This window comes from Staphylococcus sp. FSL W8-1268, from assembly GCF_038003965.1.
In the GTDB taxonomy this organism is placed as follows: domain Bacteria; phylum Bacillota; class Bacilli; order Staphylococcales; family Staphylococcaceae; genus Staphylococcus; species Staphylococcus hominis.
On record NZ_JBBOQE010000001.1, the window covers coordinates 1,633,388 to 1,650,919 of the forward strand.

The window sequence follows — 17,532 nt, forward strand, 5'->3', positions numbered from 1 at the left end:
ATCTATACCCCCTCAAGATAAATCGGTGCATCATTACTTTTAACAATTTCCCCTATTTGATATGCAGCAATATCTTGTTCTTTTAAGACATCAAGTGTTTTATATACATCTTCTTTATTTACAATGACAGTATAGCCTATGCCCATATTAAAAACGTTATACATTTCACTCGTTTCAATGTCAGCTTGTTGTTGTAACCATTCAAATACTTTTGGTGTTGGGAAGGATTGTGTATCAATTTTAGCTGCTAAGCCTTTAGGTAAGCCTCTAGGTATATTTTCATAAAATCCACCACCAGTAATATGATTCATGCCTTTGATTTTAACTTTTTCTTTTAAAGTTAAAATAGGTTTCACATACAATTGAGTCGGAGCTAAAAATATATCAAGATAAGTACTTCCATCAAATGAATCATTCAAATTAATTCCAGATTCTTCAATTAACTTTCTCACTAAACTATATCCATTAGAATGAATACCATTAGAAGCTAAACCAATGATAATTTGTCCTTCTTCTACTTCAGATCCATCAATATATTCATCTTTTTCGACTGCTCCTACAGCAAAACCTGCTAAGTCATATTCTCCTTCGTGATACATTTCACCCATTTCGGCTGTTTCCCCACCAATAAGAGCAGTATGAGTAGCTTCACAACCATCACTCACACCTTTTACAATTTGCTCTATCACTTCCGGAACAACTTTATTTGTTGCTATATAATCTAAAAAATATAGTGGTTCTGCGCCCGTTGTAAGAATATCATTTACACACATGGCAACTGCATCAATACCAATCGTGTCATGCTTATTATGATCAATGGCAAGCTTTAACTTTGTTCCTACGCCATCTGTACCAGAGACTAATACTGGTGTTTTCATATTAAGCTGGGATAAATCAAAAGTCGCACCAAATCCACCTAATCCACCAAGTACTTCTTTACGCATTGTACGTTGAACATGACTAGACATTCTTTCTACCGCTTCATAACCTGCATGAATATCAACACCTGATTGTTCATAAGCTTTAGACATGTATATTTCCCTCTCTATCAAAATAATGTTTATGATTATCAATATATTCTTTTTGACGTGTACTTAAATTATTTAAATAGTTTTCTTCATAGTCAAATAGACCTGCTGGATAATCTCCTGTAAAACTTTCTACACATAACCCACTATAGGGTGCATCAAAATCTAATCCAATTGATTCGATAAGACCCTCAACACTTAAATATGCAAGAGAATCTGCGCCAATATACTCACAAATTTCTTCTGGAGATTTATTAGCAGAAATCAATTCAGCAGTCGTAGACACATCAATTCCATAAAAGCTAGGGAACATAAATTCTGGAGAAGCTATACGTACATGTATTTTATTTGCTCCAGCATCTTTAAGCATTCTGACAATACGTTTACTTGTTGTTCCTCTTACAATAGAATCATCAACTAAAATAATGTCTTTACCTTCTACAATATCTTTCACTGCCGATAGCTTAACGCGCACCCCTTGTTCACGTAATTCTTGTGTAGGTTGAATAAAAGTTCGTGCGACATATTGGTTTTTTACAAGCCCCATTTCATAAGGTAATTGAATCTCTTCAGCATAGCCACTAGCTGCAGATAATGATGAATTTGGAACACCGATAACCATATCTGCTTGAGCCGGACTTTCTTGAGCTAATTTTTTACCAGAAACTTTACGAACTGCATGCACATTTTTTCCAGCAATGGTTGAATCTGGACGCGCAAAGTAAATATATTCCATTGCTGAAATCGCTGTGTTAGTATGACTTGTATATGATTTTACTTCAATACCATTATGATTAATGACAACATACTCTCCAGCATGAATATCTTGAACATATTCTGCTCCTAGCACATCTATGGCACATGTTTCACTAGCCAAAATGTATGTTCCATCTTGCATCTTACCAACTACTAGAGGACGAATCGCATTTGGATCAACAGCACCATACAAAGCGTCTTTAGTCAATATTGCAAAAGTAAATCCGCCTTTAATTTGTCGTAAGCTTTCTTTTAGCGCCTCTTCAAATGTAGGAGCTTTACTACGACGAATTAAATGCATAATCACTTCAGTATCAGAAGATGAGTGAAAAATGGCGCCATGTTTTTCAAGGTATTGTCTTAAAGTTTGTGCATTAATTAAATTACCATTATGACAAATTGCGACACTCATATCGTAGAAATGATATAAAAATGGTTGAATGTTTTCGATACCTTTATTTCCTGATGTCGCATAACGAACATGTCCAATAGCATGGTTGCCATCTTTTAGTTTATTAAGTTGTGGTTCTTTAATGGCTTCAGTAAGTAAGCCTAAACCACGTTCACCCTTTAGAGTATCTTCATCAGAAACTACAATCCCTGCACCTTCTTGCCCTCTATGTTGTAAACTATGCAATCCCATATAAGTTAACTGAGCTGCTTCTGAATGATTCCAAATGCCAAAGACACCGCATTCTTCGTTTAATCCACTGTAGTTAAACATTCTGAAATAGCTCCTTCCCAAATTGCTTTAATATCTGAGACTTTTTCTGTAATTGTAGATGTAGTATTAGATACTTTAAATTCATCAACATCTGTTAATTCACCAATTTTAATAGCTCCATCGACATCAAGTGTTTGTCCTTCTTTGACTGCAACGACATAACGTCCTTGTGTTTCACTAAATAATTGTGCATCAGAGAGTTCTACTTTTGCTTCTAATCCTAAATTATAATAAGCACTTATTTTAGCAAGCGTAATAAGTAAACCGCCTTTACCTACAGTTTGTACATGAGAAGCAATTCCATTTCTAATAGATGTTTTTATTGCTTCGCCTTTTGCCACTTCATCACCTAAATCAATTTCTTCATACTCATGATTGACTTTACTATATAAAAGTTTTTCAATTTGACTTCCACCAAAGTCATTTCTTGTTTCCCCTACAAGATATAATGTATGTCCTGTTTCTGGATAGAAATCATTTAAATATTGAATATCTTCAATAAGTCCTACCATTCCTACTACTGGTGTAGGGAAAATAGAAGTTCCTCTAGTTTCGTTATATAAAGAAACGTTTCCTGATACTACTGGTGTTTTTAATACTTCACAAGCTTCTGCCATCCCTTTTGTAGAATCAATCAATTGTTGATAAATGTCTTTCTTTTCTGGAGAACCATAATTTAAACAGTCTGTCATAGCTAATGGTGTTGCGCCTACAGCAATTAAATTTCTATAAGCTTCTGCCACAACCATTTTTCCACCTTCGTAAGGTTGATTAAATACATATCGAGCTTCACCATCAATGGTTGAAGCAATAGCTTTATTTGTTCCTTCAACTCTTACTACAGATGATTGTAGTCCAGGTTTAATAATGGTATTAGCACCTACTTGTTGATCGTATTGCTCATATAAATAATGTTTTGAAGCAATTGTTGGATGCTTTAATAATTTCTTAAATACATCTTGTACATTGATCTCACTATAATCATTTTTTGAGGTATTATATTCTTTTTCTTCACCTTCTAAAATATAGACAGGTGCTTCATCAGCTAGTGCATCAACAGGAATATCTGCATATACTTCATCTTCGTATTTAAGAACGAAGCGGTCAGTATTCGTTACTTCACCAATTACTGCACTATCAAGTTCATGTTTATCAAATAAGTCCAAGAATTTTTGTTCTGTTCCCTTTTCAACAACAAGTAACATTCTTTCTTGGGTTTCAGATAACATCATTTCATATGGTGAGATTCCTGGTTCACGTGTTGGGACTTGATCTAAGTGCAGTACTAATCCACTACCGCCTTTAGCAGCCATTTCTGATGAAGAAGAGGTAAGACCTGCTGCTCCCATATCTTGGATACCTACAAGTTCATCAAAAGTGATTGCTTCAAGTGTGGCTTCCATTAATTTTTTACCTACAAAAGGGTCACCAATTTGTACTGAAGGTCGTTTACTTTCACTTTCTTCAGTTAATTCTTCAGATGCAAATGTGGCACCATGAATACCATCGCGTCCAGTTTTAAGGCCTACATAAATGACTGAATTTCCTTCACCTTTAGCAGTACCTTTTTGTACCATATCATGATCGATAACACCTACACACATTGCATTGACAAGTGGATTTCCATCGTAACGTTCATCGAATTCGATTTCTCCTGCTGTAGTTGGTATACCAATACAATTACCGTAACCACCAATACCACGGACAACGCCTTTTAATAAACGTTGATTTTGTTTTACTGATAATTCACCGAATCGCAAACTATTTAGTAGGTTAATGGGTCTTGCTCCAATCGATACAATATCTCTGATGATACCTCCTACACCAGTAGCTGCACCTTGATAAGGTTCGATTGCTGAAGGATGATTGTGAGATTCTACTTTGAAAACCACCGCTTGATTATCACCAATATCTACAACTCCAGCACCTTCGCCTGGTCCCATAAGAACATGCTCACCAGTTGTCGGGAATTGCTTTAAGAAAGGTTTAGAATGTTTATAAGAGCAATGTTCACTCCACATGACTGAGAAAATACCTACTTCTGTAAAGTTAGGCTCTCTTCCTAAAATTTCACGTACCTTATTATATTCTTCATCACTTAAACCCATGTCTTGATATAGTTTTTCAAGTTTAATTTCTTCAATACTAGGTTCGATAAACTTAGACATTTTGTTCCCTCCAACTATTTACCATTGCTTCGAATAATTTGACACCACTGTCTGTACCAAGAAGTGTTTCAAGTGCTCTTTCAGGATGAGGCATCATTCCACATACATTGCCTGCTTTATTTACAATACCTGCAATATGTTCATGAGACCCATTCGGGTTATCTTCATATGTTAAAATAATTTGATTATTTTCAACTAATTCATTGTACATATCATCTGTACAATAATAATGTCCTTCTCCATGTGCTACAGGATAAACAACAATTTCATTTTCTCCATATAAATTAGTAAAAGGAGTTTGATTATTAACAACTTTCAGTTTTTCATTTCTACTAATAAATAGATGTGAATCATTATGTAATAAGGCGCCGGGTAATAGTCCTATCTCAGTTAAAATCTGGAATCCATTACATACACCTAAAACGGGCTTACCTTCACTGGCAAAACGTTTCACTTCGCTAATAATTGGAGCGACACTTGCCATAGCCCCCGAACGTAAATAGTCACCAAATGAAAAACCACCTGGAATTAATACCCCGTCAAAACCATTTAAAGATGTTTCACGATAATCTACATATTCAGCTTCTGCACCTGTTTTAATAGCTGCATTATACATATCTCTATCACAGTTAGATCCTGGAAAAACGAGAACTGCAAATTTCATATTATGCATTCTCCTTTTCATCAACAATTTTATAACTATATTCTTCAATAACCGTATTAGCAAATAACTTTTCGCTTAATGTCGTAATAATATTATTTACTGCTTCATCTGTAGCTTCATCAACAGTCATATATAATACTTTACCTACTCTAATGTCATTAACTTGTTTATAACCTAAGTCATGCACAGCGCGATTTAATGCTTGACCTTGTGTATCTAATACCTGTGGTTGTAATGTAATGTGAAGTTCAATTGTTTTCATTATTTTAGTTCCTCCAATTTATCCAAAAATGTTTGATACGTATCTATTAAAGAACCAGTATCGTTTCTATATACATCTTTATCGAAATTCGTATCTGAGTATTTATCCCAAATACGACAAGTATCTGGTGAAATTTCATCCGCTAATAAAATATCACCATTTTCTGTTTTTCCAAATTCAACTTTAAAATCTACTAATCTTAAATCCATTTCATTCATTAATTGAATTAATACTTTATTAATATTTTTAGCCATATCTTTTAATGTTTTAATTTCCTCATCATTAGCAATATGAAGTAATTTGACATGATCATCAGTAATCAAAGGATCATTTAAATCGTCATTTTTATAAAAGAACTCTACAAGTGGTTCATCAAATACGTGGCCTTTTTCAAAACCTAAACGTTTCGTAATAGAACCTGTTGCGATATTTCTTACAACTACTTCTAATGGTATAATCTTTACTTCTTTAACTAATTGCTCAGTTTCAGAAAGCTGTTTAATAAAATGACTTTCAATACCATGTTTATTTAAATATTCAAAAATAATTGAAGTAATTCGATTATTTAAACGTCCCTTCCCTTGCATCTTATCCTTTTTAGCGCCGTTACCTGCTGTGACTTCATCTTTGTATTCAACTCTCAACTGATGTACTGTTTCTGTTGAAAATACTCTTTTCGCTTTACCTTCATAACGTAATGACATTGATTATTCTCTCCCTTTAAATTGTTTCAACATTTCATTTTCAGTTTCATTAACATTATTTGTAAGAATGGTCATATGTCCCATTTTTCTATCTGGTTTTCGTTCTGTTTTTCCATAGATGTGGACATGCCATTCAGGATGATCTCCAAATTTATCTTCTAATAAGTCTAAATCGCGTCCTAATAAATTCATCATCACTGCTGGTTTTAAAATTTCTATCTCTTGAGGTAAATCTTGACCAGTTACTGCTAAAATGTGTGTATCAAATTGAGAATAATCACATGCTTCAATCGTATAATGTCCAGAGTTATGTGGTCTCGGTGCAATCTCATTTACATATAAGTGATTTGATTTATCAATAAAGAATTCCACGGTAAAAGTACCAACAAAGTGAACTTTTTCAATTATTTTATTTACTTCTTTTCTCGCTTCTTGTTCTTTATCGCATCTAGCTGGAATAATAGTTTTAAATAGTATTTGATTACGATGCTCATTTTCTTGTAGTGGGAAATAAGCAATTTGATTTTGATTACCAATCGTTACAGTTAAAGATACTTCTCGATCGAGATCTAAAAATTTTTCTGCCACACATTCATGTTTTGAAACAAGCGCTTTAGCTTCTTCAATATTGGAATCATTTTTCACTAAAATTTGCCCTTTACCATCATATCCACCAAAACGTGTTTTTACGATAAATGGATAACTTAATGTTTCAATTGCTTGATTCAAATCTTTTTCATCTTTTAAAGATACATAAGGAACAATTTTTGTACCTGCAGATTCTAATGTTTGTTTTTCAGTTAAACGATCTTGTAATAATTCAATTGCTTGATAACTTTGGGGAATGTTAAATTGTTGAGTTAGTTGCTTAAGCTGTTGAGCAGATATATTTTCAAATTCATAAGTAATCACATCTGATTGTTGACCCAATTTATTTAAGGCTTCTTCATCATCATACTCTGCTGTGATAAAAACATCTGCTACTGATTTACATGGACTATCTGGATTAGGATCTAAACACGCTACATTAAAACCCATTTTTTGGGCAGATTGTGCCATCATCTTACCTAATTGTCCTCCACCAATAATACCAATCGTTGCTCCGAACTTTAATCTATTGAAGTTCATCTTGCATTTCGCCTACCTTATCTACTAAAGATTGTTCATATTGTTCAAGATGTTTACGAACTGAGTCATTTCCAATACTTAAAATTCTCGCTGCTAAAATACCAGCATTTTTAGCTCCAGATTTACCGATTGCCGTTGTAGCAACAGGAATTCCACCGGGCATTTGAACAATAGATAATAGTGAATCTAGTCCTTTTAAACTTTTAGATTCAATAGGTACACCGATAACAGGTAACGTTGTCATTGAAGCAACCATTCCAGGTAAATGTGCTGCACCACCAGCGCCAGCAATAATAACGTCATAACCATTTGTACGTGCTTCACTTGCAAAATCAAACATTAATTTTGGCGTACGATGTGCTGACACTACTTTCTTTTCATATGGTATTTCAAATTGTTCTAACATTGCACAACTTTCTTGCATAATCTTCCAGTCTGAGGAACTACCCATAATGACTGCTACTTTCACTTTGTACACCCTTTCAAAGTTTAAAATATAAATCTTATTAGTTGTATATTACACGTATAGCATACCAAGTATAAAATTTAATTTCAATCAAAAATCGAACTTTATTCGTGTTTTTTAACTTAATTTACGTTTTCTAGTTAAAATTTGACGTTTTTATACCTTTAAAGTTAATCTATAGACAGATATTTAATAAACAAGGAGGAATTTTTTGTGGTTGCAAAAATTTTAGATGGGAAACATATTGCAAAAGATTATAGACAAGGGTTGCAAGACCAAGTTCAAACTTTAAAAGCAAAGGGATATACACCAAAATTATCCGTTATTTTAGTTGGGAATGATGGCGCAAGTCATAGCTATGTTAATTCTAAAAAGAAAGCTGCTGAAAAAATAGGGATGATATCTGAAATTATCCATTTAGCTGAAGACACTTCTGAAGAAGACGTATTAAAAGAACTAGATCGTTTAAATAATGATGATTCGGTAAGTGGCATTTTAGTCCAAGTACCTCTACCTAAACAGGTTAGCGAACAAAAAATTTTAGAGGCAATTAATCCAGAAAAAGACGTTGATGGTTTCCATCCATCAAACATTGGTAAATTATACATTGATGAACAGACGTTTGTCCCTTGTACGCCATTAGGAATTATGGAAATTTTAAAACATGCAGATATTGATCTAGAAGGTAAAAATGCTGTCGTAATTGGCCGAAGTCATATTGTAGGTCAACCCGTATCTAAGTTATTATTACAAGCAAATGCGACAGTAACGATCTTACATTCACGTACTAAAGATATGCATAGTCATTTAAAAAATGCAGATGTAATCGTCAGTGCAGTAGGTAAACCTGGATTAGTTACTAAAGACGATGTAAAAGAAGGCGCAGTAATTGTAGATGTAGGTAATACTCCTGATGAAAATGGTAAACTAAAAGGTGATGTGGAATTTGAAGAAGTAAAAGAAATTGCGGGTGCTATTACTCCAGTACCAGGCGGTGTAGGTCCTTTAACCATTACTATGGTTTTAAATAATACATTATTAGCTGAAAAAATGCGTAGAGGCATTGAATAATTTAAATTCAAGCGTTTATTATAAAAAAGAGAGCGACATAATTTCACATTAATTATGCCGCTCTCTTTTTTCAATAATATATTACATTTATACTGACACACTTAATTTTGGAACAAATGTTTCATAATGAATATGTTCTTGGCTTATGCCTATTTCTTTTAATACTTCAATCACTGATTGAATAAATTTAGCACTTCCACAAACATATACTTCACTATCATTATTCACATAATTTTCAAGCGTTTCTTTAGTTAAATAACCTTTAGCTTGTCTATCATATAACTCATATTTCGCTTTGTCGTAGCGTTTTGAAATATCTCTTAAATGAGAAGTGAATGGTGTATCATTAACGTCTCCAGTTACTTGAATAAACTGTGCATGACTTCCATTTTCAGCTACTTCATCAAACATTGAAACAAGTGGTGTGACACCAATACCCGCACCAATAAACAATTGTGGTTGTTCTTGATTAACCACACCAAATGGACCTACTGGAGCTGATAAGTTAATATCATTTCCTTCTTTTAATTCATCATGTAAAATAGTTGAAACTTCACCTTCATGGTCTGTAGATACATCACGTTTGACAGCAAAAGTTAAATGATTGTTATCACCACTAACAATTGAATAGTGACGTTTTGCACGATAAGGCATTTTTTCACTGCTTACATCAACTGTAATATATTCTCCTGGTGTAAATTGACTTAAATCATATTGATCTGATACTACCGTAAAGGCTTTAATATCAGATGAAAGTTGTTCAATTTTTTCAATTTTAAATGGTTGGAAACCTTCCCATAACATTTTACTATAAATATCTTTTTCAACTTGAATAAATACATCAGCAATTTCTTGATATGCTTTTTTCCAAGTTTGAATAATAGGATGACTATCTTCTAATCCTAAAACGGCTTTAATTGCTTCAATTAAGTTTTCACCTACGATATCGTATCCAGCTGGTGGTACTTGTAACGCACAATGTTTATATGCAATTTCTTTAACAACTGGCAAAATATTTTCTAAATGCTCAATATTAACTGCAGCTGCTAATACACTTTGAGCTAAAGCAGTAGATTGGAATCCTTTTTGTTGGTTAGTTTGATTAAACATATTTTTTAACTCTGGATGTTGTTGGAACATTCTATTGTAAAAATAAGAAGTAATCTCTGTTCCTCTTTCTTGTAATACTGGAACAGTTTCTTTTACAATTCCTTTTTCTTGTTCTGTTAACATGCAAATCCACTCCTACTTAAAATAATATGTGTAAAATATAGTTATTTCCCACAAATATATTTTAGTACGATACTTATTATAATGTAATATAGTTTTTTTAAATTCACAGAACTTTCATTTTACATAAATTTAATATTTATTTATCTTAAGTTCATTTAAATTTAATCTTGAATAAGCTATATTAAGACTATAGTATGATGTTAAAAATCAGAAATTAAAGTATAGTTAAATTATTCAAATGACTTATTATATTCGGAGGTTAACGTAATGAATAAACTCATACAATCTCTTTCAGCTCTCGGTGTCTCTGCTACTCTTGTGACCCCAAATTTAAGTGCAGAAGCTACTACAAATCATACTCCACAGCTTAAAGGAGTAAATGATATTGTTATTGAAAAAGGTCAAGATTATAATGTATTAAATGGAATTAGCGCCTACGATAAAGAAGATGGCGATTTGACACATAAAATTACAGTTGATGGTCACTTAGATACGTCAAAAGTAGGTACATATGAAGTAAGATATAATGTCATCGACTCAGAGGGAGCCGAAGAATCATCAACACGTTGCATAAAAGTTAAATAAATGTGTCAATTTTCTGAAAAAGACGAGATAAACATCTTGTCTTTTTTATTTAATTTCTATTGTAAACGCTAGAATTGATAATGGTTCTCAAATGTAACGACTGATTTTCTATTTTTGACATTTTTCACAGAATAGACACATAATTTTAACAAACCTTACATTCCCCGTCATTCCTATTGTTACTAGTTTTTTCCTATTTATTATTGTAATTTTTTTCTAATAAGGTCTTGTAAATATCGCGTAATAAACTAAAATTAATGGTAAGCCCTACATTTGTAGTATTAGGAGGTCAAAAAAGTGTCAAAATTTAAGTCGTTGCTTCTTATGTTTGGCACACTAATTTTACTTAGTGGTTGTTCAAACTTAGAAGTGTTTAATGCAAAAGGGCCAGTAGCAAGTAGTCAGAAGTTCTTGATTATTTACTCAATCATCTTCATGCTTGTTATTGTTGCTGTTGTACTTACTATGTTCGCTGTTTTTATTTTCAAGTATAGTTACAATAAAAATGACGAATCTGGTAAGATGCACCACAATTCTTTAATTGAAACAATTTGGTTTGTGGTACCAATCTTAATCGTAATTGCTTTAGCTATTCCAACAGTTAAAACATTATACGATTACGAGAAACCACCTGAAAGTAAAGAAGACCCACTAGTTGTCTATGCAGTTAGTGCCGGATATAAATGGTTCTTTGCTTATCCAGAACAAAAGGTTGAAACAGTGAATACATTAACTATTCCTAAAAACCGTCCAGTTGTATTTAAATTACAATCTATGGATACAATGACTAGTTTCTGGATTCCTCAATTAGGTGGTCAAAAATATGCCATGACTGGCATGACAATGAATTGGACTTTAAAAGCCGATCAAACTGGTACATTCAGAGGACGTAACTCTAACTTTAATGGTGAAGGTTTCTCTCGCCAAACATTTAAAGTTCACTCTGTAGACCAAAAAGATTTCGATGCTTGGGTTAAAGATGCTAAAAGTAAAAAAACTATTAGCCAAGATGAGTTTGATAAACAACTCTTACCAAGTACTCCAAATAAAGAATTAACATTTAATGGTACTCACATGGCATTCGTCGATCCTGCAGCTGATCCAGAGTATATCTTCTATGCATATAAACGTTACAACTATACTCAAAAAGATCCTAACTTCGTTGCTGAAAAAGATCTTTATAAAGATGTAACAGATAAACCTCAAAAACCAGCTCGTAAGGTAACAGTTACTAATGTCAACTATCCTCGTCATGGTATGAAGCCAATGATTTTAGGCAACAATGACCCTTACGATAGTGAGTTTAAAGATGAAGAAACTCACAACGCTAAGGAAATGGAAAAAATCAATAAAGGAGCTAAAGACGAGAATGCGTCTAAAGCAGATAATGATCATGGAGGTGAACATTAATGAATTTTCCATGGGATCAATTACTCGTTAAAGGTAACTGGATGATTACAATGGCACAAATCGGCGCGCCATTCCTAATTATTGGTTTAATTGCGGTAATTACTTATTTCAAGTTATGGAAATATCTATACAAAGAATGGTTCACATCCGTAGACCATAAAAAAATCGGTTTAATGTACTTAATTAGTGCAGTATTAATGTTCGTTCGTGGTGGTATTGATGCGTTATTACTTCGTACTCAATTAGCTATTCCTGATAATACTTTCTTAGAATCAAATCACTATAATGAAATTTTTAGTACGCACGGCGTTATTATGATTATCTTTATGGCTATGCCATTCATTTTTGGATTATGGAATGTTGTTGTTCCATTACAAATTGGGGCTCGTGATGTGGCATTCCCTGTAATGAACAACATCAGTTTCTGGTTATTCTTTGTTGGTATGATTTTATTTAACCTATCATTTATCGTAGGTGGATCACCAGCAGCTGGTTGGACAAACTATGCTCCACTAGCAGGAGAATTTAGTCCTGGTCCAGGAGTTAACTACTACTTAGTAGCAATTCAAATTTCAGGTATCGGTACTTTAATGACAGGTATTAACTTCTTTGTAACAATACTTAGATGTAAAACGCCTACTATGAAATTTATGCAAATGCCTATGTTTACTGTAACTACTTTTATTACGACATTAATCATAATTTTAGCATTCCCAGTATTCACAGTTGTTCTTGCTTTAATGACAGCTGATAGAGTATTCGGAACTCATTTCTTTACAGTAGCAGATGGCGGTATGCCAATGTTATGGGCAAACTTCTTCTGGGTATGGGGGCACCCTGAAGTTTATATTGTTATCTTGCCTGCATTTGGTATTTATTCAGAAATTATTCCAACATTTGCTCGTAAACGTTTATTCGGTCACCAAAGTATGGTGTGGGCAACTGCTGGTATCGCGTTCTTAAGTTTCTTAGTTTGGGTTCACCATTTCTTCACAATGGGTAATGGTGCTTTAATTAACTCATTCTTCTCAATCTCAACGATGTTAATCGGTGTACCTACCGGAGTTAAATTATTTAACTGGTTATTAACATTATATAAAGGACGTATTACTTTTGAATCACCAATGTTATTCTCATTAGCCTTTATCCCTAACTTCTTATTAGGTGGGGTTACTGGTGTAATGTTAGCAATGGCATCAGCTGACTATCAATATCACAACACTTATTTCTTAATAGCGCATTTCCACTATACATTGGTTACCGGTGTAGTATTTGCCTGCCTAGCTGGTTTAATCTTCTGGTATCCTAAGATGATGGGTTATAAATTAAATGAAAAATTAAATAAATGGGCATTCTGGTTATTCATGATTGGATTTAACGTATGTTTCTTACCACAATTCATTCTTGGATTAGACGGTATGCCACGTCGTTTATACACTTATATGCCATCTGATGGTTGGTGGTTATTAAACTTCATTTCAACTATCGGTGCATTAATGATGGCAGTCGGCTTCCTATTCTTAGTAGTAAGCATTATCTACAGCCACATTAAATCTCCACGTGAAGCAACTGGAGATAACTGGGATGGTTTAGGTCGTACTTTAGAGTGGTCAACAGCTTCAGCTATTCCACCTAAATACAACTTCGCAATCACTCCAGATTGGAATGACTATGATACATTTGTTGATATGAAAGAACATGGTCGTCATTTCTTAGACAACCATAACTACAAAGACATTCATATGCCTAATAACACGCATACTGGTGTATTTATGGGTATATTCATGTTAGTTGGTGGTTTCTTCTTAATCTTCCAATCTATCATTCCATTCCTAATTTGTGTAGCTGGTATCTTCGGAACTATGATTTATCAAAGTTTTGTACAAGATCACGGTTATCATATTCCAGCTTCTGAAGTTGCTGAAAACGAAGCACGTTTAAGAGAAGCACGTATTAAAGAAAGGGAGGCTGTAGGTCATGAGTCATGATACAAACACTATTGATTCACGTACGCATGAAGGTCAATTGAATAAGCTTGGCTTCTGGATTTTCCTTACAGCCGAATTTGCATTATTCGGTACCCTATTTGCAACGTTATTAACGTTGCAACATGGGGGCAGTTACGGTGGTAAAATGACAACTGAATTGTTTGAATTACCACTTGTCCTAATTATGACATTTGCCTTATTAATCAGTTCTTATACTTGTGGTATTGCAATTTACTACTTACGTAAAGAAGAAAAAGGCAAAATGATGTTTTGGATGATTTTAACAGTAATCCTTGGCTTAATATTTGTCGGATTCGAAATTTATGAATTTGCACATTATGCTTCTGAAGGTGTAACACCTAAAGTTGGCTCTTATTGGTCAAGTTTCTTCATCTTATTAGGTACACATGGTGCCCATGTTTCGTTAGGTATCGTTTGGATTATTTGTTTATTAATCCAAGTTGCAACACGTGGATTAAATAAATTTAATGCTCCAAAATTATTTATAGTAAGTTTATACTGGCACTTCTTAGATGTTGTATGGATCTTCATCTTTACTGCCGTATATATGATAGGGATGGTGTATAGCGGATGAATACAATCGTAAAACATACAGTTGGCTTTATTGCTTCAATCGTTTTAACGTTATTAGCAGTTTTTGTAACTCTATACACAAACATGACATTCCATGCTAAAACAACAATTATCTTTGGTTTTGCTTTCATTCAAGCTGCATTACAATTATTAATGTTCATGCACTTAACTGAAGGTAAAGATGGACGTTTACAATCTGCCAAAGTTATCTTTGCGATTATTATTACTTTAATCACAGTTATTGGTACTTATTGGGTTATGCAAGGTGGCCATTCTAGTCACTTATAATTCAATTTCTACCTTACTTAAACAAAAAGCCTGTACGAGTTTTTTAACTTGTACAGGCTTTTTGTTTTGTTTATATTAATGACTTCTTTGTGTATGATAGATATAAGAAAAAGTAAAAATCTTTGGAGGGGTATTCATGTCATTACCTATTATTATTGATACTGATCCAGGTATAGATGATGCAGCAGCAATCGCTCTTGCATTATCTCATACAAAATTTGATGTCAAAATGATTTCTACTGTAAATGGAAATGTAGGTGTTGAGAAAACCACAGCGAATGATTTAAAATTAAAGTCCTTTTTCAATAGTGAGGTCCCTATACATAGAGGAGCTTCTCAACCATTAATAAGTGAAATACAAGATGCTAGTCATATTCATGGAGAAAGTGGTATGGATGGCTATCAATTCCCTACAATTTCTACTTCAGATTTAGCATCTTCTCATGCTGTAGAAGCTATGAATGAGATATTAAGTCATTCTAATGAACCTATTACTCTTGTAACTTTAGGCCCTTTAACAAATATAGCTCTACTTTTTAATACGTATCCTGAATGCAAAAACTATGTTAAAGAAATTATTATTATGGGGGGGAGTACTGGAAGAGGTAATGTTACTCCCCTAGCTGAATTTAATATTTATTGTGATCCTGAAGCAGCCCATATCGTTTTTAATGCTGGTTTACCTTTAACGATGATTGGATTAGATTTAGCGCGCCAATCATTATTTACTCATTCTTATTTAGACACTCTTAAAGATGAAAACAAAACGACACAAATGTTGTATCATATTTTCCAACACTATCGTGGTGAAGATTTTAAAGAAGGAATAAAATTATATGATGCATTTACGATTCTTTATTTACTTGATCCTAAGAGTTACGAAATTAAAGAAGCAGATGTGCAAATTGAATTACAAGGGGCACTGACTCGTGGTGCTACTGTAGTTGATTTTGAATCTTCCTATCCTAATTGTTCCGTAGTCGTATCAAGCATAAATGAACATTATAAAACAATATTTTTAAATACTTTAAAAAATTAAAGGTCGAAACAATTAATGTTCCGACCTTTAATTTTACTCTTATTGATAATAAGAGTGTTGATTTAGTATTTTATGATAAATATATGAGATTCGCTTTTCATTTGTTACTTTAGAATTATCACCTATATTTGAAGCAAGTACGATGACATAATGTTGATTGAAATAGACAGTAAATATTTGTCCATAGAACACACCATTAATTCTGTTATATTGCGGTGTAACATAAAATCCATATCGATAAGATTCAGGATATGCTGTTGTTCCTAATTGCTGAGTCAGTGGTATTGACACTGATTCACTAAAAATATTATTATTTTTAAAATTATTTACTAAATGAGCCATATCATATGTTGTCATATATAAGTTACCCGCTCCATAATATTGATCTAATATATTTGGTTTCATAGCAGTTAATTTACCGTCAATCATTTTATATCCAGTAGCCATATGTTTTTTATATGGTTTTTCATTAAAGAAAGCACTATGTTGTAAACTAAATGGTTGTGCTAAATCATCATAATAATTTGCAGCATAGGATTTATGTGTAACTACTTCTATTACTTGAGCAAGCACTAAGTAATTAGCATCATTATATAAGTGTTTATGATAAAATTTTTCATCAATTCCCCTTGCTTGTATTGCATGTACTGCACCATCAAGACTTTTAGTTTTAGGAGAAGCTTCAAATTTATATAGTCCACTTCTATGTAACATTAGATCTTTTAAAGTTATATTTTTTGTCGTTTTAAACCAAGGTAAATATTTAGTGAGAGGATCATTTATATTCACTTTATTTTCATTTTCTAATTTTTTTAGAATTAATCCAGTTGTAAATTTCTGTGCGGAACCAATTAAATACATTGTATTTGGTGAGTTTTTAGTTTTATGCTGAAAATTTTGATAACCGTATCCTTTATTCAACTTTAATTTACCATTTTCAAGAACTGTAACTGCCCCATTAAAATGAATTGCTTTTAAATATTCATCAATATTTTTGATATGTGGTTCTTCGACTTCAATTGTCTTTAAATGTGGCACTTTCGATACATGATAATCTCTTTTTTGTAAATACGTTTTATTATCATTTACTTTGTTATATTCTGTATCTTTATGATTTGTTTTATATACTTTCATTAAGAATATGATGAATAATGTTACTAAGATGATTAAAACTATGGTTAATGTTATTATTTCTATTCTTTTTTTCATTTGCTGCCTCATTACAATTTAATAAAAATAATTAACTCTACGCTATTTTATTAAATTATTATTCTTTCAATAAATTATATTATATATTATTTTCACTAAAATATCATCTTTAATATATCTTACTCCGACTATTTTTTCCATCATTCTTTAGCCCGATAAAGTAAGTTTTCAAGCCTGCTTCATTGTAAATAAAAGTTTTTAAACATTATCTTTTT

The 17,532-nt window shown here is 32.7% G+C and carries 17 protein-coding genes; 7 read left to right on the plus strand and 10 right to left on the minus strand.

What is annotated here, in order from left to right; translation table 11 throughout:
* Positions 1–2: 2 nt before the first annotated feature.
* From purM to purE, 8 genes are read right to left on the minus strand one after another with little or no spacing between them, the layout of a single operon-like run.
* Entirely contained in the window at positions 3–1,031 is a 1,029-nt protein-coding gene (gene purM, locus NST64_RS08225; protein WP_002455504.1) for a phosphoribosylformylglycinamidine cyclo-ligase, read from the minus strand.
* Positions 1,024–2,508 (minus strand): amidophosphoribosyltransferase, encoded by a 1,485-nt coding sequence (gene purF, locus NST64_RS08230; protein WP_002455505.1) that lies wholly within the window; start codon positions 2,506–2,508, stop codon positions 1,024–1,026. Before purF ends, purM begins: the two co-directional genes overlap by 8 nt.
* Complete coding sequence (purL, locus tag NST64_RS08235; RefSeq protein ID WP_049417857.1) at positions 2,487–4,676, minus strand: phosphoribosylformylglycinamidine synthase subunit PurL; 2,190 nt, start codon at positions 4,674–4,676, stop codon at positions 2,487–2,489. Before purL ends, purF begins: the two co-directional genes overlap by 22 nt.
* Positions 4,669–5,340: a phosphoribosylformylglycinamidine synthase subunit PurQ gene (gene purQ, locus NST64_RS08240; RefSeq protein WP_002455506.1), complete on the minus strand. Its 672-nt coding sequence runs from the start codon at positions 5,338–5,340 to the stop codon at positions 4,669–4,671. The genes purL and purQ overlap by 8 nt, the downstream gene beginning before the upstream one ends.
* A gap of 1 nt (position 5,341) precedes the next feature.
* Entirely contained in the window at positions 5,342–5,602 is a 261-nt protein-coding gene (gene purS, locus NST64_RS08245; RefSeq protein ID WP_002448160.1) for a phosphoribosylformylglycinamidine synthase subunit PurS, read from the minus strand.
* Positions 5,602–6,306 (minus strand): phosphoribosylaminoimidazolesuccinocarboxamide synthase, encoded by a 705-nt coding sequence (gene purC, locus NST64_RS08250; protein WP_002448194.1) that lies wholly within the window; start codon positions 6,304–6,306, stop codon positions 5,602–5,604. The genes purS and purC overlap by 1 nt, the downstream gene beginning before the upstream one ends.
* Positions 6,307–6,309: 3 nt before the next feature.
* Entirely contained in the window at positions 6,310–7,434 is a 1,125-nt protein-coding gene (gene purK, locus NST64_RS08255; protein WP_002455507.1) for a 5-(carboxyamino)imidazole ribonucleotide synthase, read from the minus strand.
* The gene (purE, locus tag NST64_RS08260) at positions 7,421–7,903 is read right to left on the minus strand and encodes a 5-(carboxyamino)imidazole ribonucleotide mutase (protein WP_002448044.1); all 483 of its coding nucleotides are present in this window, start codon (positions 7,901–7,903) and stop codon (positions 7,421–7,423) included. The genes purK and purE overlap by 14 nt, the downstream gene beginning before the upstream one ends.
* Positions 7,904–8,113: 210 nt before the next feature.
* On the opposite strand from purE, the gene folD reads away from it, so the two are divergent.
* Positions 8,114–8,971 carry a bifunctional methylenetetrahydrofolate dehydrogenase/methenyltetrahydrofolate cyclohydrolase FolD gene (folD, locus tag NST64_RS08265; RefSeq protein ID WP_107632293.1) on the plus strand — a complete coding sequence of 286 codons (858 nt, stop codon included), beginning with the start codon at positions 8,114–8,116 and terminating at the stop codon, positions 8,969–8,971.
* Between the two features lie 87 nt (positions 8,972–9,058).
* Here folD and NST64_RS08270 read toward each other — a convergent pair whose 3' ends face one another.
* Entirely contained in the window at positions 9,059–10,204 is a 1,146-nt protein-coding gene (locus NST64_RS08270; protein ID WP_002448258.1) for a globin domain-containing protein, read from the minus strand.
* A gap of 267 nt (positions 10,205–10,471) precedes the next feature.
* Between NST64_RS08270 and NST64_RS08275 the strand changes: the two genes are divergently transcribed.
* The 6 genes from NST64_RS08275 (at position 10,472) to rihC (ending at position 16,108) form a co-directional block, all read left to right on the plus strand.
* Positions 10,472–10,789: a DUF5011 domain-containing protein gene (locus NST64_RS08275; RefSeq protein WP_049417854.1), complete on the plus strand. Its 318-nt coding sequence runs from the start codon at positions 10,472–10,474 to the stop codon at positions 10,787–10,789.
* A gap of 297 nt (positions 10,790–11,086) precedes the next feature.
* Positions 11,087–12,199, plus strand: a complete 1,113-nt coding sequence (gene qoxA / locus NST64_RS08280) for a cytochrome aa3 quinol oxidase subunit II (RefSeq protein WP_002455508.1) — start codon at positions 11,087–11,089, stop codon at positions 12,197–12,199.
* Entirely contained in the window at positions 12,199–14,187 is a 1,989-nt protein-coding gene (gene qoxB / locus NST64_RS08285) for a cytochrome aa3 quinol oxidase subunit I (protein ID WP_002488372.1), read from the plus strand. The genes qoxA and qoxB overlap by 1 nt, the downstream gene beginning before the upstream one ends.
* Entirely contained in the window at positions 14,177–14,782 is a 606-nt protein-coding gene (qoxC, locus tag NST64_RS08290) for a cytochrome aa3 quinol oxidase subunit III (protein ID WP_002448120.1), read from the plus strand. Before qoxB ends, qoxC begins: the two co-directional genes overlap by 11 nt.
* Positions 14,779–15,069 carry a cytochrome aa3 quinol oxidase subunit IV gene (gene qoxD / locus NST64_RS08295; protein WP_002448242.1) on the plus strand — a complete coding sequence of 97 codons (291 nt, stop codon included), beginning with the start codon at positions 14,779–14,781 and terminating at the stop codon, positions 15,067–15,069. The genes qoxC and qoxD overlap by 4 nt, the downstream gene beginning before the upstream one ends.
* 136 nt (positions 15,070–15,205) lie before the next feature.
* On the plus strand, positions 15,206–16,108 hold the full coding sequence (gene rihC / locus NST64_RS08300) for a ribonucleoside hydrolase RihC (protein ID WP_340731111.1): 903 nt from the start codon (positions 15,206–15,208) through the stop codon (positions 16,106–16,108).
* 39 nt (positions 16,109–16,147) lie between these two features.
* Here the strand turns inward: rihC and NST64_RS08305 are convergent, their stop codons facing one another.
* On the minus strand, positions 16,148–17,317 hold the full coding sequence (locus NST64_RS08305) for a serine hydrolase domain-containing protein (protein WP_002448056.1): 1,170 nt from the start codon (positions 17,315–17,317) through the stop codon (positions 16,148–16,150).
* Positions 17,318–17,532 lie beyond the last annotated feature (215 nt).